17 protein-coding genes are annotated in these 18,809 nt (G+C 34.1%); 12 read left to right on the top strand and 5 right to left on the bottom strand.

The genetic code is table 11. The features are described from left to right. The first annotated feature begins 32 nt into the window (after positions 1-32). Positions 33-1,526, top strand: a complete 1,494-nt coding sequence (locus AC1DVP_RS08020) for a malate:quinone oxidoreductase (protein ID WP_477182974.1) — start codon at positions 33-35, stop codon at positions 1,524-1,526. 251 nt (positions 1,527-1,777) lie between these two features. Here the strand turns inward: AC1DVP_RS08020 and AC1DVP_RS08015 are convergent, their stop codons facing one another. After that, the gene (locus AC1DVP_RS08015) at positions 1,778-3,991 is read right to left on the bottom strand and encodes an FUSC family protein (protein ID WP_477182973.1); all 2,214 of its coding nucleotides are present in this window, start codon (positions 3,989-3,991) and stop codon (positions 1,778-1,780) included. Between the two features lie 200 nt (positions 3,992-4,191). Here AC1DVP_RS08015 and def point away from each other — a divergent pair, with 200 nt between their 5' ends. From def to mazG, 3 genes are all read left to right on the top strand, one after another. Further along, positions 4,192-4,779, top strand: coding sequence for a peptide deformylase (gene def / locus AC1DVP_RS08010; RefSeq protein ID WP_100430014.1), 588 nt, complete (start codon positions 4,192-4,194; stop codon positions 4,777-4,779). 95 nt (positions 4,780-4,874) lie between these two features. Further along, complete coding sequence (locus AC1DVP_RS08005) at positions 4,875-5,363, top strand: DUF5606 family protein (protein ID WP_477182972.1); 489 nt, start codon at positions 4,875-4,877, stop codon at positions 5,361-5,363. Between the two features lie 114 nt (positions 5,364-5,477). Then, positions 5,478-6,251: a nucleoside triphosphate pyrophosphohydrolase gene (mazG, locus tag AC1DVP_RS08000; protein ID WP_477182971.1), complete on the top strand. Its 774-nt coding sequence runs from the start codon at positions 5,478-5,480 to the stop codon at positions 6,249-6,251. Positions 6,252-6,300: 49 nt separating this feature from the next. On the opposite strand, the gene AC1DVP_RS07995 is transcribed toward mazG, so the two are convergent. Then, a complete protein-coding gene (locus tag AC1DVP_RS07995; protein WP_477182970.1) occupies positions 6,301-6,981 on the bottom strand; it encodes a Crp/Fnr family transcriptional regulator in 681 nt (226 codons plus the stop codon). A 108-nt stretch (positions 6,982-7,089) separates the two neighbouring features. Here AC1DVP_RS07995 and AC1DVP_RS07990 point away from each other — a divergent pair, with 108 nt between their 5' ends. The 8 genes from AC1DVP_RS07990 to AC1DVP_RS07955 all read left to right on the top strand — a co-directional run bounded on the left by AC1DVP_RS07990 (position 7,090) and on the right by AC1DVP_RS07955 (position 15,972). Next, positions 7,090-9,468 (top strand): heavy metal translocating P-type ATPase, encoded by a 2,379-nt coding sequence (locus AC1DVP_RS07990; RefSeq protein ID WP_477182969.1) that lies wholly within the window; start codon positions 7,090-7,092, stop codon positions 9,466-9,468. A gap of 117 nt (positions 9,469-9,585) precedes the next feature. Beyond that, a complete protein-coding gene (ccoS, locus tag AC1DVP_RS07985; RefSeq protein WP_100430019.1) occupies positions 9,586-9,765 on the top strand; it encodes a cbb3-type cytochrome oxidase assembly protein CcoS in 180 nt (59 codons plus the stop codon). 62 nt (positions 9,766-9,827) lie between these two features. Next, positions 9,828-12,005 (top strand): cytochrome-c oxidase, cbb3-type subunit I, encoded by a 2,178-nt coding sequence (ccoN, locus tag AC1DVP_RS07980; protein ID WP_477182968.1) that lies wholly within the window; start codon positions 9,828-9,830, stop codon positions 12,003-12,005. 14 nt (positions 12,006-12,019) lie between these two features. Further along, positions 12,020-12,187, top strand: a complete 168-nt coding sequence (locus tag AC1DVP_RS07975; RefSeq protein WP_116797649.1) for a CcoQ/FixQ family Cbb3-type cytochrome c oxidase assembly chaperone — start codon at positions 12,020-12,022, stop codon at positions 12,185-12,187. A gap of 28 nt (positions 12,188-12,215) precedes the next feature. Beyond that, positions 12,216-13,145, top strand: coding sequence for a cbb3-type cytochrome c oxidase N-terminal domain-containing protein (locus AC1DVP_RS07970; protein ID WP_477183117.1), 930 nt, complete (start codon positions 12,216-12,218; stop codon positions 13,143-13,145). Between the two features lie 81 nt (positions 13,146-13,226). Further along, positions 13,227-14,645: a cytochrome c oxidase accessory protein CcoG gene (ccoG, locus tag AC1DVP_RS07965; protein WP_477182967.1), complete on the top strand. Its 1,419-nt coding sequence runs from the start codon at positions 13,227-13,229 to the stop codon at positions 14,643-14,645. 53 nt (positions 14,646-14,698) lie between these two features. After that, a complete protein-coding gene (locus tag AC1DVP_RS07960) occupies positions 14,699-15,151 on the top strand; it encodes a FixH family protein (RefSeq protein ID WP_477182966.1) in 453 nt (150 codons plus the stop codon). 119 nt (positions 15,152-15,270) lie between these two features. Further along, positions 15,271-15,972 carry a sulfite exporter TauE/SafE family protein gene (locus tag AC1DVP_RS07955; protein ID WP_477182965.1) on the top strand — a complete coding sequence of 234 codons (702 nt, stop codon included), beginning with the start codon at positions 15,271-15,273 and terminating at the stop codon, positions 15,970-15,972. A gap of 268 nt (positions 15,973-16,240) precedes the next feature. Here the strand turns inward: AC1DVP_RS07955 and hemN are convergent, their stop codons facing one another. From hemN to AC1DVP_RS07940, 3 genes are all read right to left on the bottom strand, one after another. After that, on the bottom strand, positions 16,241-17,605 hold the full coding sequence (gene hemN, locus AC1DVP_RS07950) for an oxygen-independent coproporphyrinogen III oxidase (protein WP_477182964.1): 1,365 nt from the start codon (positions 17,603-17,605) through the stop codon (positions 16,241-16,243). A gap of 123 nt (positions 17,606-17,728) precedes the next feature. Continuing rightward, the gene (locus AC1DVP_RS07945; protein ID WP_477182963.1) at positions 17,729-18,199 is read right to left on the bottom strand and encodes a hypothetical protein; all 471 of its coding nucleotides are present in this window, start codon (positions 18,197-18,199) and stop codon (positions 17,729-17,731) included. Positions 18,200-18,310: 111 nt separating this feature from the next. Next, positions 18,311-18,658: a hypothetical protein gene (locus AC1DVP_RS07940; RefSeq protein ID WP_477182962.1), complete on the bottom strand. Its 348-nt coding sequence runs from the start codon at positions 18,656-18,658 to the stop codon at positions 18,311-18,313. Positions 18,659-18,809 lie beyond the last annotated feature (151 nt).

Here is an 18,809-nt window from a genome sequence, read left to right as displayed (position 1 = left end):
CTAATTTTGCAACTTCTTAAAAAAACACAAAAATGTCCGATACAACAATACGATCCAATTCAGATGTAGTTTTAATTGGTGCAGGAATTATGAGTGCTACTCTAGGTTTAATTTTAAAAGAATTACAGCCTGATTTAAAGATTGATATTTACGAAAGATTAGATGTTGCAGCAGCAGAAAGTTCTGATGCTTGGAATAATGCAGGAACAGGACATTCGGCTTTTTGTGAGTTAAATTATACTCCTGAAAGTGCAGATGGAACAATAAATCCAAATAAAGCGATAAGTATTGCTGAACAATTTGAGGTTTCCAGACAATTTTGGTCTTATTTGGTCAAAGACGGAAAACTTACATCTCCAGAAGATTTTATAAAAAGTATTCCTCATATAAGTTTCGTATGGGGGGATAAAAATGTTGACTTTCTAAAAAATAGGTTTCAAGTTTTGCAGTCAAATCCTCTTTTTGCTGAAATGATTTTTAGTACTGATATTTCCGAACTTCAAAAATGGATGCCCTTAGTAATGGAAGGCAGAAATTTAGAAGAAAAAGTAGCAGCAACTTCAATGAAAATTGGTACCGATGTGAATTTTGGAACATTGACCAGAAATATGCTGGCCTATTTGACAAAGTTGGATAATGTGGCTATTCACTACAGCCATGAAGTTAAAAAATTAAAACAGAGAGAAGATAAATCTTGGAGGATAAGAATCACAGATTTAGCTTCAAATCAAAAGAAAAAAGTTTACACCAAATTTGTTTTCATTGGTGCTGGAGGAGGTTCATTGCCATTATTAGAGAAAGCAAATGTGCCCGAAGGAAAAGGATACGGAGGTTTCCCTGTTAGCGGTCAATGGCTGAAATGTACAAATCCCGAAGTAATCGCAAAACACCAGGCTAAAGTATATGGAAAAGCGAGTGTTGGTGCGCCGCCAATGTCAGTTCCTCACGTAGATACCAGAATGATTGATGGAGAAAGAGCATTGCTTTTTGGCCCATTTGCAGGATTTTCTACCCGTTTCTTAAAAAACGGATCTTATTCAGATTTGCCTTTGTCTATAAAGCCAGACAATGTAATTCCGATGATTGTTGCCGGGTATAAAAACATTCCGCTTACCAAATATTTAATTGAGCAAGTGCGTCAGTCTCCAAAAGACAGAATCAATGCTTTGCGCGAATACGTTCCTAATGCCAGAACCAAAGATTGGAAACTGGAAAGAGCCGGGCAAAGAGTTCAGGTTATTAAAAGAGATGAAGAACTAATTGGGAAATTAGAGTTTGGTACAGAAATCATCAATACAAACGATGGAACGTTAGCGGTTTTGTTAGGAGCTTCTCCTGGAGCCTCAACCGCGGTTTCTATTATGGTTGAGCTGGTAAGCAAATGTTTTCCGGAGCAGTTTAATTCTTCAGAATGGCAGGAAAAAGTGAAAGCTATGATACCTTCTTTTGGTCAGGCTTTGAATGAAAATCCAGAGTTACTGGCAGCTATTAGAAACAATACGGCTGAAGTTTTGAAATTAAATTAAGGTCTATTTCAATAGCTTTTTTGGAAGCAAACATAAGGCATTTTTTGAAATAGGATTCCCGCTATTCGTTGCAATCTTTTTATTTTTAAAGAAAAAAATAAAAAGGATTTCCACTTCTATCGGGGCTAAAGATAAAGATTTGGCATACTTGCAATGAATTTGCAGTAAGGAACAATTCGTACCAATAAATACATAATGACAGCTTTTGGATTTGAATAGCAGAAACCCAAAAGCTGTCATTCTGTTTTTGTTCAATCCTCCATTAGTTTTTTGGTGTTTTTTAAAATCCCTTCTGAAAGATTGTTTAGCCAAATTAATTGTTCTATCACCAATTGCGCTTCCTGCATTTTTAAAGCAAAAGCTTCTTCATCTATTTCATTTCTTTCTTTTAATTCATTCTGACGAATGTTTTTCAATTCGATAAATCGATTAGCGAGTTCTTCATTAGTGATTTCATTAGAATCAGGAATGATTTCTTTTTCTAAAAGCGCAATTGATTGTTCAAGATTTTTAAGAACTTTTTCGACCACAATTGTAAGCGCTCTTGATGAAGGTGTGGTTTTATGTGATTGAGTATAAGTTCCTAATGAAGCTGTCGATGAAAGTAAAGAATGGTTGAGTTCTGTTAATTTGTAGAGCAATACGATATTTTTTTGTTTCGATTTTGGTTCCTGTGACATTCTTTGGAACGAAGCCATAAGATTCCCAATTTCAATAAAAGCATTTTTTCTGGCCAAGCGGTATGAGGTAGTAACTTCACCTTTTTTGGTGTAATAAGTAAAAATTTCTTTTAAATAATCTCTGTTTGCGATAATCGATTTTTCTAAGTATTCAGGCGCTTTGATATATTCCCAAGAAGGCCATAAAAAATGATTGGCAAAATAAGCTAATAGCGCTCCCGTTAATGTGTCAACTATTCTAAACTGGATAACATCCAGATAATCAGGAGTCAATATGCCGTATATAAATACAATATACATGGTTACAAAAGTAGCGCTCACTGTATAATTGGTCTGTGCGAATGAAAAACCAAGCAGCATCGAAAGGATTGCTAAAATGCTTAATATTAAATGGTTTGGTATTATGGATAAAATGCTGAATGCGATTATACCGCCAATAACCGTTCCAATGACACGCTGTATGGATCGTTGTTTGGTCAGTCCATAACCCGGTCTCATGATTATGATAATCGTCATCAGAATCCAATACACATTTTGAAAAGGAAGAAATTTACCAGCTAATCCTCCTAAAATAATCGCGACAGTCAATCGTAACGAATGTCTGAATATTGTTGATGAAAAACTGATATTTTCAATAAAAGTGCTTATAGGATAATATTGAGGAGTTAAAAATTTCTCTAAATCTTTGTCTTTTCCCTTAAAATCATAATTGTTGGTTACTGATGTAAAAGCACGTTCTATAATTTTTATTTTCTCTATTTGCTTTTCAGCATATTCAAGCATGGTTTTTAGCATCAAAACACCCTCTGAAGCATCAGTTTTTCCTAATTCATTTTCGTATGTGTTGATGGCAAGTTCTAGCGTTTGGAGATCTTTAAATAAAAAATGTTTTGGAACATATTTTGTTCTTTTCTCAATATTTTTGGATAATTGCTTTAAAGTCGAGGCAAGGTTATAGGCCAGGTTTTGATAAGTTGCCAAAACCTTGGGGTGTTTTTCAAATTTTTGATGTAATTTATTATGATCGAATGAAGTAGATAAGGCTAATTCCAATATTTCTACCAAAGAAACAAATACGATAAGCATTTTTCGATTTTGATTGGAAGAAACAGAATTAATCTGTTTTCCGATAAGTACTCTTCGAATATTATGATGAATGTCATTGAGTTCGACCTGCAGATGCAATTGTTTTTCAAGTATCACTTTTCTGTCAGCAATGCTGTTCCATAAATCTCCTCTTAATTTTAGGTATTTGGATGTTAATTTAATGCATTCTGCAACTTGTAATTCGGCATAGCGGTATGGTCTTATGTAATGAAAAAGCAATGAGATAAATAAGTAAAATAATCCTCCTGCAAGTATTAAGCCGGAATACTGAATCATTTCTAATCCGGTATGCATATGTGCAAATGATAATGATGCAGATAATAATGCCGAAAATGATGTAAATGTAGCCCTTTGCCCATATACAGACAGCATTGCTAAAATAAATATCAATATGGGGAAAAAAAGATAAAAAATAAAAGGGAAAGGATAGATAAGATTGATTAATAAATTGACTCCTGCTACCAAAAAAGCGGTAACAATAATTCCGTTTATTTTATGTTTTAAACTGCTTGGTATATCGGATGGATACGTCAAAAAAGTTCCGAGAGCAATAGTAAAACCTATTTCAAAATGATCAAAATAAGTACAGATTAATACAGGAATCACCGCAGATATTGTAGCTTTTAGTGCGTTTGTAAAATAGGTGCTGTCGGTGAATCTTTCTATTTTGGTAATCATGTAATTTAATTTGATACAAAGGTACGTTATAAACTTCTTTGTGCATTTTTATTTAATCTAGCGTAGTGTAATATTACAAAAAAAGCTAATTATTATAAAGAGATAAATTGTTCTCTATTTTTTTTTTACTACTTTTGTCAGCCTAAATTAAGTGTATTTTTTCCTATATTTAGGCAAGATATTAATAAAAAATTGATCAAATGATATTACCAATTATAGGATATGGCGACCCTGTTTTAAGAAAAGTAGGGGAGGAGCTGACTCCAGATTATCCAAATCTGAAAGAAATTATTGCAAACATGTATGAAACCATGTATATTGCAAGTGGTGTAGGTTTAGCAGCAGAACAAGTGGGATTGGCAATACGTTTATTTATTATCGATACAACTCCATTTGGTGAAGACGATGATTTAGAAGCTAATGAACAAAAAAAATTGAAAGGCTTCAAAAAGACTTTTATAAATGCCAAAATAATAAAAGAGGAAGGTGATGAATGGGCTTTTAATGAGGGCTGTTTAAGTATTCCGGATGTACGTGAAGACGTATACAGAAAACCGACAGTTACGATTGAATATTGTGAAGAAGACTTTGTTATGAAAACAGAAGTTTTTGACGGTTTGATTGCTAGAGTGATTCAGCATGAGTACGATCATATTGAGGGGATTTTATTTACAGATAAAATATCATCTTTGAAAAAACGCCTGATTCAGAATAAATTAAAAAACATTACCGAAGGAAAAACATTTCAAGATTACAGAATGAAGTTTTTTGCCAAAAAGGGAAGATAATAAAAATGCTTTTCTCTCTTGCTTTGGCAGTTTGCTATCGCTGGTATGGAGAGAATTGAGATGAGGAAAAATAAAAAATAAGTAATAAGAACAAAATGAGTTTAGAGAAAATATTATCCATTTCAGGAAAACCAGGTTTATATGTTTTAAAAGTACAGACACGTACAGGTTTTGTTGCTGAGTCATTATTGGATGGAAAAAAAGTAACGGTAAGTTTGAAAAGCAATGTAAGCCTATTGTCTGAAATTTCGATTTATACATATGAAGGCGAAAAACCTTTGGCTGAAATTATGCAGAACATTGCTAAAAAAGAAAATAAAGGGCAAACGATTTCACACAAAGAAGATAACGCAGCTTTATTGTCTTACTTTAGAGAAGTATTGCCGGAATATGATGAAGAAAGAGTGTATGCATCTGATGTGAAAAAGATAGTAAATTGGTACAATACGCTTCAAGCAAAAGGATTATTAGCAGATGAAGCTCCAGCTGTTGTTGAAGAAGAAGCAACTCCTGCGAAAGAAGAAGTAGTTGTTGCTGAAAAAGTAAAAGCACCAGCCAAAAAAGCTAAAGCTAAAAAAGAGTAATTAGTTTCTAGTGAATAGTGATTAGCCAAAAGCTATTTACTAATTTATTAAAAAAAATCCTGTCATGATGTTTTCCTGACAGGATTTCTTATTTTTACAAAAAAGCAAAATACCATGAATCCAAAACAAAATCAACTCCAAGCCTTCGAACGATTATTGAATATCATGGACGAATTACGGGAAAAATGCCCTTGGGATAAAAAACAGACTCTGCAAACTCTTCGTCATCTTACTATTGAAGAAACTTATGAATTAGGAGACGCCATATTAGACAATGATTTAAACGAAGTAAAAAAGGAATTAGGAGATTTGCTGCTGCATATTGTTTTTTATGCAAAAATTGGCAGTGAAACGAATGATTTTGATATAGCGGATGTGTGTAATGATATTTGTGAAAAACTCATTCACAGACATCCTCATATTTACGGAGATGTTTTGGTTAAAGATGAAGAAGAAGTAAAACAGAATTGGGAAAAATTAAAATTAAAAGAAGGAAAAAAATCTGTTTTAGAAGGAGTTCCTCGAAGCTTGCCGGCACTTGTAAAAGCCAGCAGAATTCAGGATAAAGTAAAAGGAGTGGGATTTGATTGGGAAGAACCGCATCAGGTTTGGGATAAAGTCCTAGAGGAATTGCAGGAACTGCAAGTTGAAGTTGCAATTGGTGACCAAGATAAAATAGAATCCGAATTTGGAGATGTTTTATTCTCAATGATAAACTATGCCCGTTTTTTGAACATCAACCCCGAAGATGCATTGGAACGAACCAATAAAAAATTTATTAAGCGTTTTCAATATCTGGAAAGCAAAGCCGATCAGCTAGGAAAGCCTTTGATGGATATGACCCTTGCTGAGATGGATATTTTCTGGAATGAAGCAAAGAAGCTTTAGCTTTCAGATGGCAGTAATCAGAAAGAAGTATTCAGAAAATTTTCAAACGTTAATCAGCAATCTTTTTTAGCTTATTGATGTCTTTTAGAACGATTTTTTTACCCACTAATTCAATTAGTCCTAATTTATTAAAATCAGATAATAATCGGATACAGCTTTCAGTAGCAGTCCCAATCATACTGGCTAATTCTTCTCTTGATAATTGAATTTTTAAAGTTTTGTCGCTATTTGTGCCAAAAGTTTCATGGAGGTAAATCAAGGTTTCCGCTAATCGTTCTTTTACTGATTTTTGCGCCATGTTAACCATATGATCATCTGCTAATCTTAAATCACCGCAGATCGTTTTCATGACATTCATAGAAAACTGATTGTTTTTGTCGAAAAATCCCAGTATTTCATTTTTTGGTATAAAACAAACCTGCATATCTTCTAGTGCAACGGCGCTTAAATTGGCCGGTTCGTCGCTTATCATTGAGCGTTGGCCTAATAATTCTCCTTTGGTAACCAATTTTACAATATGGTCTTTGCCGTTTGGACTCAGTTTAGTTAATTTGCAGACGCCGTCTTTAATGCAAAATATACCATTTACATTTTCTCCTTCTTCAAAAATGCTTTCCCCTTTTTTGATAGTTTTAGAGGTTTTGCATTCAGAAATTCTTATAAGTTCATCTTTATTTAGCGCTTTTAAAGAACTAAATTCTCTAACGATACATTGTTCACATTTGCTCATAATGAAATTGAATTTTCGACTACAAAGTTATACATTTATATGATAAATATCATTGTTTTTAGCACAATCAATTTGTGAAATTTGCATTCGAAAAATTAGGTTTTATTTATGAAGAAAAACAACTGTTTTCATTGTGGTTTAGATATAATAAATGAAGAAGAAATACTCTTTGACGAAAAAGAGTTTTGCTGCAACGGATGCAAAACCGTTTATGAAATCTTCAGCCTAAATGATTTGACCTGTTATTATGACTTTGAAAAATCACCTGGTGCAACTCCGCAGGATATTAATGGAAAATATGATTTTCTGGACAATGAAAGTATCGTTGCAAAGCTGTTGGAATTTCAAGAAGATTCAACCGCTATTATTTCACTTAGCATTCCTCATATTCATTGCAGTTCATGTATTTGGATTTTAGAAAATTTACAGCGTCTTCAAAAAGGCATCAACACGTCTCAGGTTAATTTTCCCGAAAAGAAAGTTCGAATCAATTACAATCCCGAAGCTGTTTCTCTAAAAAGCATCGTCTATTTGTTGAGTTCCATAGGCTATGAACCCTATATTAGTTTGGAAAATTATGAAACCGGAAAAAATAATGTTGACCGAAGCTTAACTTACAAACTGGGTGTTGCATTCTTTTGTTTCGGGAATATTATGCTGTTGTCTTTTCCAGAATATTTTGAAGTAAAGGAGTTTTGGCTGGACAATTACCGTCCTTTTTTCAGAGGATTGATTTTTGCCTTGTCTTTGCCTTCTTTTTTATATTCGGCAAGCGGGTATTATGTTTCGGCTATTAAAAGCATAAAGTCCAAAATGCTCAACATTGATATTCCTATTGCGTTGGGAATTGTTGTGATGTTTGTAAGAAGCACGTTTGACATTGTGATGGATTACGGTTCTGGTTTTTTTGACAGTTTAACGGGACTGATTTTCTTTATGTTGTTGGGTAAAATGTTCCAAATCAAAACCTACAGTTTTCTTAGTTTTGAAAGAGATTTTAAATCCTATTTCCCAATAGCCATTACCAAAATAAATACGGATTCTACTGAGAAAAGTATTCCCGTTTATGAAATCGAAAAAGGTGACCGGTTATTGATTCGTAACCAAGAACTGATTCCTGTTGACGGAATTTTAATATCAGATAAAGCCGAAATTGATTATAGTTTTGTTACCGGTGAAGCTATTCCGATTACTAAAAAATCTGGGGATAAAGTTTTTGCGGGAGGAAAGCAAATAGGGAAAGTTATCGAGATGGAAGTCTTGCATTCGGTTTCCCAAAGTTATTTGACTCAATTGTGGAGCAATGATGTTTTTCAGAAAAAGGTAGAGCAAAAACACAAAACGATAACCGACAGCATTAGCCGTTATTTTACGCCAATTCTTTTATTGATTGCATTTGCCGGATTTGGATATTGGATATTTTTTGATGCTAATACAGCTTTCAATGTTTTTACGGCAGTATTAATAGTTGCCTGTCCTTGCGCATTGGCATTGACCGCTCCTTTCACTATGGGAAATATGCTACGGATTTTTGGCAACAAACATTTTTATCTCAAAAACGCTTTGGTGATTGAGCAATTAGCCAAAGTTGACACCATTGTTTTTGATAAAACAGGGACTATAACTACTAATGCAAAAACGAATATTTCCTATGAAGGCGAAATCCTTGAAGAGAATAATTTGGCGATATTAAAAAGTGTGCTTCGAGCCTCTAATCATCCGTTGAGCAGGATGCTGTATGATTTTTTGCCAGAAACAAAAAGATTGAAGTTAGATGTATTCGAAGAAATTACGGGAAAAGGAATCAAGGCTGAAACTGACGGTGTTTCTATAGAATTAGGTTCTGCGGAATTTATCGATGCAAAAGCTAAAGATGAGGTTCAGCAAACGGCTGTATACATAAAAATTGGCAGCGTATATTTCGGAAAGTATGTTTTTAATAATCAATATCGAGAAGGCTTATCCGATTTGTTTACAAAGCTTAGCTCTCAGTATCGACTAAAAGTTTTATCAGGTGACAATGATGGGGAACGAAGCCAGCTGGAATCAATTCTGCCAAAGGGAACCGAAATGATTTTTAATCAAAAACCGGAACAAAAGCTTGAGTTCATAAAGGCTTTGCAGGAACAAGGCAAAAACGTTATGATGGTAGGCGATGGACTTAATGATGCAGGAGCTTTGGCACAAAGCAACGCAGGCATTTCCATATCCGAAAACGTAAATGTTTTTTCTCCCGCCTGCGATGCTATTTTGGATGCAAAGGAGTTTAAAAAACTGCATTACTTTTTAAAATTATCCCAAAAATCCATTTTGACTATAAAAATGAGTTTTGCATTGTCGCTTTTATACAATGTTGTTGGATTATCGTTTGCTATTACCGGGAACCTCTTGCCACTGGTTGCTGCGATTATTATGCCTCTGAGTACCATTACGATAGTGAGTTTTGTTACGGTAATGAGTAATTATTATTCAAGGAAAATAAAATAATTTAACAGGGAATAGTTTCCTTTTTTTTTATATTTTTAACATATTCAATTAAATATGATAATTGTCATTTTTTGTAAAAAGTGATACCTATAATTTTGTTAACCTAAAATTAAGATTATGAGTGTTATCTATTTATTGATTGCCATAAGTATTTTCGTTGCCATTGGATTTTTTATTGCTTTTGTTTTTGCGGTAAAATCCGGTCAGTATGATGATGATTATACGCCATCAGTCAGAATGCTTTTTGACGATGAATTAATTAAATCTTCCCAAAAGAAATCAGAAATTAAGAGTTAAACTACTCTTTAATCTTTTTAATATTTTACCAATTTTAAACAACCTTAAAAATAATTATAAATATGGAAATGGAACAATTTTATTATGACAACAAAATTGTAAAGAAATTCATTTATGCTACCATACTGTTTGGAGTAGTAGGAATGCTGGTGGGGCTCATTTTGGCTACTATGTTCCTATTTCCAAACATGACCGAAGGTATTTCATGGTTAAGTTTTGGAAGATTAAGGCCTTTACATACCAATGCAGTAATTTTTGCCTTTGTCGGTAATGCTATGTTTGCTGGTGTTTATTATTCGCTTCAGCGATTGTTAAAAGCCAGAATGTATAGTGATTTCTTGAGTAATCTGAATTTTTGGGGTTGGCAGCTAATTATTGTTGCGGCGGCAATTTCTCTTCCGTTAGGATATACTTCTTCAAAAGAATATGCCGAATTGGAATGGCCTATTGATATTGCCATAGCTTTAATATGGGTAGCTTTCGGAATCAACATGATTGGAACGATGCTAAAAAGAAGAGAGCGCCATTTGTATGTTGCCATTTGGTTTTATTTAGCAACATTTATTACGGTGGCGGTTTTACACATTTTTAATAGTTTGGAATTGCCAATTTCAGGAATGAAAAGCTATTCTGTATATGCAGGGGTACAAGATGCATTAGTGCAATGGTGGTACGGTCACAATGCAGTTGCCTTTTTCTTGACGACTCCATTTTTAGGTTTAATGTATTATTTTGTGCCGAAAGTGGCCAATCGGCCTGTATATTCTTATAGACTTTCAATTATTCACTTTTGGTCATTAATATTTTTATATATCTGGGCTGGCCCTCACCATTTATTGTATTCAGCTTTGCCTAACTGGGCTCAAAATTTAGGAGTTGTATTCTCTGTGATGCTGATTGCTCCATCTTGGGGAGGTATGATTAATGGTCTTTTGACACTAAGAGGTGTTTGGGATAAAGTGCGCGTGGATCCTGTGTTGAAGTTTTTCGTTGTTGCTATGACAGGTTACGGTATGGCTACTTTTGAAGGACCTATGCTTTCTCTTAAAAATGTAAATGCAATAGCGCATTATACGGATTGGATTATTGCTCACGTTCACGTTGGGGCATTAGCCTGGAATGGTTTTATGTCTTTTGGTATTATTTATTGGCTGATTCCAAKAATGACAAAAACGACTTTATATTCCACTAAATTGGCCAATTTCCATTTTTGGGTTGGAACACTAGGAATCATATTATATGCATTGCCAATGTATTTGGCAGGTTTCCTTCAGGCTTCTATGTGGAAACAATTTAATCCGGACGGAACCTTAACATACGGTAACTTTCTTGAGACTGTGACTCAAATTATGCCAATGTATTGGATGAGAGCCATTGGAGGAACGATGTATTTGTTTGGAATGTTAACGTTGGTTTATAACATTATTCAAACAGTGAGAGCTGGTGAGGAAGTAGAAGATGAATTGGCAGAAGCTCCAGCATTGCAAACTATTAGCGAAGGAAGATTAAAAGGAGAGAAATACCACTCTTGGTTGGAAAGAAAACCAATAAAAATGGCTGTATTTGCTACAATCGCTATATTAATTGGAGGAATTATTCAAATTGTCCCAACGATTATGGTGAAATCAAATATTCCGACAATTTCGAGTGTTAAGCCGTATTCTCCTTTGGAATTGGAAGGACGTGATTTATATATCCGCGAGGGTTGCGTGGGATGCCATTCTCAATCGGTTCGTCCTTTTAGAAGTGAAGTAGAACGTTATGGACCACAATCCAAAGCCGGAGAATTTGTGTATGATCATCCATTTTTATGGGGATCAAAACGTACAGGTCCAGATTTATTGAGAGTTGGAGGGAAATATAATGACAATTGGCATTTTAATCACTTCTGGAGTCCTCAAAGTATATCGGCAGGTTCTATTATGCCAAGCTACAAATGGCTTTTTGATAATAAACCGATGGATGTTTCTATGACCGAAAAGAAAATGAAAGCGATGGTTACTTTAGGAGTTCCTTATAACGATGCTCAAATTGCAAACGGATTGAAGGATTTGCGAACTCAAGCAATTGCCATTGAGGAGAGCCTTAAAAATGATCCTGACTTTGTAAAAAGTTATGAWGACAGCAAGAAAAAAGCATTGGCGAGAGGGGAGAAATTTATTCCGATGAATGAAAGGGAAATTGTGGCTTTGATTGCTTATATACAAAGATTGGGGACTGATATTAAAGTGAAAGAATAACAAAAGTAAACGTTATGTTCGAACAAATAAAACACAATATGGAAACCATTGCCGGTGTTGCCATATTTCCAATAGTATCATTGCTGATTTTCTTTTTCTTTTTTCTGGGCTTAGGGCTTTGGGTTTACTCCTATAAAAAAGAGACAATAGACGAAATAAGTCAAATCCCGTTAGAAGATTAAATTGTAAAATTTCAAAAAAACATAAATGATGAAAAAATTAATTCCATCTTATATAAGAGTCCTCTTCATATTTTTTGCAGCCGTTGGGTTGTTGGAATATCTAATTGACTCTGGAAATAGGCCAGCATTTATAAAATACCCTATGGTTGCTGTCTTTTTGTTTGTGCTGCTTTTTCTTTTGATTGCAATCGAAGTAACTTTGAATGCCGTTAATGCCATTACGTACAGATTGTTGACAGAGGAAGAGAAAGCAAAATTAGCCCATGAGGAGAGTTTAAGCCTAAAAGATAAAAGCTGGTACAAAAACCTTATGCAGCGCTTGACGAGAACAGTGCCGATTGAAGATGAAAAACAATTATTGATGGATCATGATTACGATGGCATAAAAGAATTGGATAACAATTTACCGCCATGGTGGGTTTATTTATTCTATGCGTGTATCATTTTCTCTGCAATATATTTGGTTCGTTATGAAATCATGGGGGCTCCAGACCAGGAAACCGAATTGAAAAATGAATTGGCTCAAGCCAAAGTCGAAGTGGCAGAATATATGAAAACAGCTCCCGACTTGATGGATGAAAAAACAGTAACTTTGTTAACAGATCCAGCTGATTTAGATGCTGGAAAAGCAATTTTCACAACAAATTGCGTAGCTTGTCACAGGGCAGATGCCGGAGGTCAAATTGGGCCTAACTTGACGGATGACCATTGGATATTGGGTGGAGGAATTAAAAATTTATTTCACACTATTACCAATGGAGGACGTGATGGCAAAGGGATGATTGCCTGGAAAGGAACTTTGAAACCGAAAGAAATTCAGGCGGTTGCAAGTTATGTTATCTCTTTGAGAGGAAGTAATCCAAAAGATCCAAAAGCACCAGATGGTGAAATATGGGTTGAAGATGGTGCGCCAGCTACAGCAACAGCTCCTGCTGTTGACAGTACTCAAGTAAAATAATAATTATAATAAAAAAAGGAAGAGCTTTGTCAAAATTCAATACTTTGAGAGAGCTCTTTTTTTGTATTTAAAAATAAAAAAATGTCAAACAATCTAGACGAATCTTTTAGAGATACCATTGGGACTATTGATAAAGAAGGTCATAGAAAATATATTTATCCCAAAAAACCTTCCGGTAAGTTTTATGATTATAGAAAATGGGTCAGCTATTTTTTATTGATAGTTCTTATTGTCAATCCTTTTATAAAGATAAACGGGAATCAGTTTATGATGTTCAATGTTTTGGAACGCCGTTTTAATATTTTTAGCTTTCCTTTTTGGCCACAGGATTTTTACATTTTTGTTCTCTTTATGGTCATTGGGGTTGTATTTGTTATTCTGTTCACGGTTATTTTTGGGCGAATATTTTGTGGCTGGATTTGCCCGCAGACTATTTTTATGGAGATGGTTTTTCGCCGTGTCGAATATTGGATAGAAGGGGATAGAGGAGCTCAAATTCGTTTGGAAAAACAACAATGGAATGGTGAGAAAATAAGAAAGAAAACTTTAAAATGGTTTGTATTTCTTGTGATTTCGTTTCTTATCGCTAATGTCTTTCTAGCTTATCTTATCGGCAGTGATGAATTATTTCGTTTGATTGAAGACGGACCTTTGGCTCATTCGAGCAGTTTTTTGTCATTGTTGGTTTTCACTGGCGTTTTTTATTTTGTTTTTGSATGGTTTAGGGAGCAAGTTTGTATTATAGCTTGCCCTTATGGGAGACTTCAAGGCGTTTTATTGGACAAAAAATCAATTAATGTTGCTTATGATTTTGTTCGTGGCGAAAAAGAACTCGGCAGAGCTAAATTTAACAAGCAGGAAGATAGGGAGGCTTCAGGAAAAGGAGATTGTATTGACTGTAAACAATGTGTAAATGTTTGTCCGACAGGAATTGACATTCGCAATGGAGTGCAGCTGGAATGTGTAAATTGTACAGCCTGTATTGATGAATGCGATACGATAATGAAAAGCGTTGGACTGCCGTTGGGGCTTATTCGTTATGCCTCTGAAGATGAAATAGAAACTAAGGCTAAGTTTAAATTTACAGCCAGGATGAAAGGTTACACGGCAATATTAGTTATATTAGTCGGTATACTTACAGGCTTACTGTTTTTAAGAACAGAAGTTGAAGCTACCATTTTGAGGTTGCCAGGTCAATTATTCCAGCACAAAGGGGAGAATATCAGTAATATTTATACTTTTAAAATCATTAATAAAACGAATCATGACATCAATAATCTGCATTTTAAATTGGTTGGAATTAAAGGTGCGCTAAAGGTTGTTGGTGTTCAGGAATTAAAAGTACCTAAACACGAAATGTCCAGCGGAACTATGTTTATAGAAATTAATAGATTTTTGTTGGAAAGTGACAGAACTAAGTTAGAAATTGATCTTTATGAAGGAAATAAAAAAATTGAGACGACCTATACTAATTTTTTAAGCCCGCGAAGTTTTGACTAATTTTGTTGTTTCATAAAGTTTTAATAGTCGGATAATAACATAAAAAAGATAAAATGAAAATTAATTGGGGAACTTATATCGTGATTGCTTTTGCTTTATTCATAGGTTTTATTATGTATTTTGTTGTAAAAGTGCAGTCAGATAGCAAGTATGATAATGATTTGGTTGTCGAAGAATATTACAAGCATGATGTGCATTTTCAGGACGAAATGGCACGTATTCAAAATGCTCATGATTTAAAAGAAAAACCCGTTATTACGGTTAATGCCAATGGAGTTAGCATAGTTTTTCCTGCTGATTTTTCGCCAAAGGAGATCAAAGGGACTGTTGCTTTTTATCGAGCTTCCAATAAGAAATTTGATTTTCAGGTGCTACTTTCGTTTACGGATTCGGCCTCATTGTTTATTCCTAAAGATAAATTGATTAGTGGCGAATGGTATATCAATATGGAATGGAAATATAAAGGAAAGTCATATCTGACCAAAGAAAAGATTTATATAAAATAGAAGAAAATAGAATAGAGAAAATAGATAAAAGAGGATAGAAATAAATAAATTGGAGAAAATGAAATTTAGTTTTTAAATCATTTTAATCTAAAATCTGCAATCTAAAATTTAAATTCACAATGCTTTACACGGCTTTTTTGTTCGGATTAATCAGTAGTTTTCACTGCATAGGAATGTGCGGTCCCATTGCTATGATGCTGCCTGTAGAACGAAATAATCCAGCCAAAAAGGTAATTCAAATTTGTACTTATCATTTAGGACGGCTTACGGCTTATGGAAGTATTGGTTTGCTTTTTGGACTGTTGGGAAAAGGCTTATTTTTGGCTGGGATTCAGCAACAATTGTCCATATTTATTGGTATTGCTATGATTTTAGTGATTTTGATTCCTGAAAAGATTTTGGCTCAATATAATTTTTCGAAACCAGTTTATAAATGGATTTCAAGAGTTAAGCAAAATCTAGGCAGTCATTTCAAAAATAAAAGTTTCAAATCGCTTTTTATTATTGGTTTGCTCAATGGTTTTTTGCCCTGCGGAATGGTTTATGTCGCTTTATTTGGAGCAATTGCTATGCAGAGTGCGGGTTTTGGATTGCTGTATATGCTGCTTTTTGGTTTGGGAACTGTACCATTGATGAGTTTGGTGGTATATATCAATTCTTTTCTGACTGTTCCAATTCGAAACCGAATTCAGAAAGTTATTCCTTATGTCGGCGTTATTATAGGTGTATTATTTATTTTAAGAGGATTGGGACTTGGAATTCCCTATGTTTCTCCTTCTAATATGAGTTTGTTTATACAGGAAAAAGCAAATTGTCATTAATTGGCTTTTTTATGATTTGCAGTATTTATTGAAAAGTTTCTTGTTTTGCGTGAGTGATGGCAGTGGAGCTCTTTTTTAGAGAGGCTTTTTGCTCCGCCTGTTCGCTACCGATCGGGTCTGCCTCTCTAAAAAAAGCGGGAACGTACAGCACGACCCATAGTCTCGTCTTTTGGGACGAGACGGAGGGACACGCCCAAAGAGCTTTAAAAAAGATGAATTAAATTAAGATACTGTTGTTTTTAAAGGATTAATCTGTTCTTGTTTCTTTTTAAATTGTCATTGAAAACAATGCCGTTTCAGGCGTTTTTCTTTTTAGCCTTAAGTCAAATGCCATGCAAATGTTGCGCACATAGGGTTTTCCTTTTTCGGTGACAATAATTTTGCTGTCGTTTATTATTAATAAACCATCTTTTTCCATTTCTTTTAGCTGAAGTAAAATTTCAGGAATCTCAGGAATGTAATTATCAGAATTATCCCAACTGGTTTCAAATTGACACATTAGATTTAAAATGTGTTTTCTGACAATCAGATCTTCAGCGGATAATAAATGACCTCTATATACTGGTAATTTATCTGATTCTAATATTTTGTAATATTCTTCCAGAGTTTTGACATTTTGGGCAAAACTATACCAGCTGTCGCTTATCGCTGAAACACCCAAGCCAATCATTAATTGAGTTTTTGATGAGCTATAGCCCATGAAGTTTCGGTGCAATTTTTTGTCCTCAAACGAATGGTATAAACTGTCTGATTTTAATGCAAAATGATCCATGCCAATTTCGTAATATTCATTTTCAAAAAGCAATTCTTTTCCAACTTCGTACAGTTTTCTTTTTGCATCGTCTTTCGGAATGTCTTCATCATGAAATCCGCGCTGTCCATTGCCTTTTATCCACGGCACATGGGCATAACTGTAGAACGCCAATCGGTCGGGCTGTAAGGAGTTAGTTTTTTCGATGGTATCAATCACATCTTCTACTTCTTGAAATGGCAAGCCAAAGATAATGTCATGGCCTATGGAAGTATAGCCAATTTTTTTTGCCCAAAAAGTAACTTTGGCAACATTGTGAAAAGGTTGTATCCTATGGATGGCTTTTTGTACTTTTTCTGAATAATCCTGAACGCCAAAACTCACTCTTCTGAAACCCAAATCATACAATTTCTGCAAATGGGCAAGCGTTGTGTTATTGGGATGTCCTTCAAAACTGAATTCATAACCCTCTGCTTTTTCGGCTAGCGAAAATATTCCGTTTATTAAATATTCCAGATTTTCTATGGAGAAAAAAGTTGGAGTTCCTCCGCCCAAATGGATTTCTTTAATTTTGGGTTTTTTGCCTAAGATATCGCGGTACAGTGTCCATTCTTTTAAAACAGCCTCAATATATGGATTTTCAACATTGTGATTTTTGGTGATGCGTTTGTTGCAGCCACAAAAGGTGCATAAGCTTTCGCAAAAAGGCAAATGTATGTATAAACTAATACCTTCTTTGTCATTACTTTCCAGAAATGATTTTTTGAGGGTTTGAAGCCATATTTCATTGGTAAATCCCGACTCATCCCAATAAGGAACTGTAGGATAGCTTGTATAACGAGGGCCGGGTACATTGTATTTTTGAATTAGTGAGGTTTTCATAATTTCGCATTTAATGTAAATGACAAAATTAGGCTGACTTTTTATGGATTAAAATGATAATTGTCATATTTTTTTGTAGCTATATACTGAAAAAGAGGCTAAAAAAGCCTCTTTGCAGATTTGTTATATATTTTCATTGATTAAACTAACCCATTTTTTTGCCAGTTTATGATCTTCAAATAAACAATTAAAGTCTAAAAAATGATTGTTGATATTGTAAATTGGAATCATTTCTTTTTTCATAGTGTCTTTATGAATCAGCTCTATTTCAACTTTGGAAATTGTGCCTAACTTGCTTTGAGTTGTTTCTAATAAGCTGCACAGAAGAATGTTTGACAAATCCACAAAATAAACGTCTTCTTTTTTATAGCTGAAATCAATAAATAGGAAGCCTTTATTTTTTTTGTCTATGGACAGAATTTTTTTATTCTGTGTTTCGGTTAATTCAAAGTTATAATGATCGTTTTGGCTGTATTGTTTCTTTATATCTTTTATTTTTGCTCTATTTGTTATGTTAGAACGAAAGACTAAAGTTAGCGGAATGCCTATTAGTATTGTAATTATAAGACCTATTATTGTTACGGATGTGTCCATTTTTTTTATTTTTTGTAATTATATATAATGATTTATTTTCTTGATTCAGTTGAAATCAAGAAGGGATTAAAAGTCGTTTTAGCTTTTGCAAAACGAAATCATGATATTAAATCACCAAAAATAGTGGAAGGGAAAAAGTAAAATCGAGACTTTTGTGCATCTGTCGATGTCTTGGTCTGATAAAATTATTTTAACGTTATTTTCTTCTTTAAGAGTTGAAAATGATGGAAGTAACGCGTTTACATCTAAACCGGCAGGGATTCGGTTATTGTGTTTAAGGTCAGGATTGCTCCTTTCTATGCTGGGCTGAACAAAATGAGAAACGTTTAGGCTTTCTTTATTAATTTCAGGATTATTTCCCTTTGGAAAAGAAATCACAGCATCGTTATTTGCACTATATGCAAAACCAAACTGCATCAACAGACTAATAAATACGATAAATTTCCAAAAATTCCTCATGAAGCAAAAATAGAGAATAGGTTTTTGATTTGGGAGGCTATTATGGTAAATGAAAGTTAAAATTATTTGTTTGAAATAAAAAAACCTCAAACGGATTATGGTTTGAGGCTAGTTTTTTTTAGACTCTAAGTGGCTAAGACATTAAGTCATT

This window comes from Flavobacterium sp. P3_A6, from assembly GCF_056403035.1.
This window is presented reverse-complemented; position numbering and strand designations above follow the sequence as displayed.

Coding starts and splice junctions, on each gene's coding strand:
- AC1DVP_RS08020 (WP_477182974.1), top strand. CDS start 33: ATGTCCGATACAACAATACGATCCAATTCAGATGTAGTTTTAATTGGT.
- AC1DVP_RS08015 (WP_477182973.1), bottom strand. CDS start 3,991: ATGATTACCAAAATAGAAAGATTCACCGACAGCACCTATTTTACAAAC.
- def (WP_100430014.1), top strand. CDS start 4,192: ATGATATTACCAATTATAGGATATGGCGACCCTGTTTTAAGAAAAGTA.
- AC1DVP_RS08005 (WP_477182972.1), top strand. CDS start 4,875: ATGAGTTTAGAGAAAATATTATCCATTTCAGGAAAACCAGGTTTATAT.
- mazG (WP_477182971.1), top strand. CDS start 5,478: ATGAATCCAAAACAAAATCAACTCCAAGCCTTCGAACGATTATTGAAT.
- AC1DVP_RS07995 (WP_477182970.1), bottom strand. CDS start 6,981: ATGAGCAAATGTGAACAATGTATCGTTAGAGAATTTAGTTCTTTAAAA.
- AC1DVP_RS07990 (WP_477182969.1), top strand. CDS start 7,090: ATGAAGAAAAACAACTGTTTTCATTGTGGTTTAGATATAATAAATGAA.
- ccoS (WP_100430019.1), top strand. CDS start 9,586: ATGAGTGTTATCTATTTATTGATTGCCATAAGTATTTTCGTTGCCATT.
- AC1DVP_RS07975 (WP_116797649.1), top strand. CDS start 12,020: ATGTTCGAACAAATAAAACACAATATGGAAACCATTGCCGGTGTTGCC.
- AC1DVP_RS07970 (WP_477183117.1), top strand. CDS start 12,216: ATGAAAAAATTAATTCCATCTTATATAAGAGTCCTCTTCATATTTTTT.
- AC1DVP_RS07960 (WP_477182966.1), top strand. CDS start 14,699: ATGAAAATTAATTGGGGAACTTATATCGTGATTGCTTTTGCTTTATTC.
- AC1DVP_RS07955 (WP_477182965.1), top strand. CDS start 15,271: ATGCTTTACACGGCTTTTTTGTTCGGATTAATCAGTAGTTTTCACTGC.
- hemN (WP_477182964.1), bottom strand. CDS start 17,605: ATGAAAACCTCACTAATTCAAAAATACAATGTACCCGGCCCTCGTTAT.
- AC1DVP_RS07945 (WP_477182963.1), bottom strand. CDS start 18,199: ATGGACACATCCGTAACAATAATAGGTCTTATAATTACAATACTAATA.
- AC1DVP_RS07940 (WP_477182962.1), bottom strand. CDS start 18,658: ATGAGGAATTTTTGGAAATTTATCGTATTTATTAGTCTGTTGATGCAG.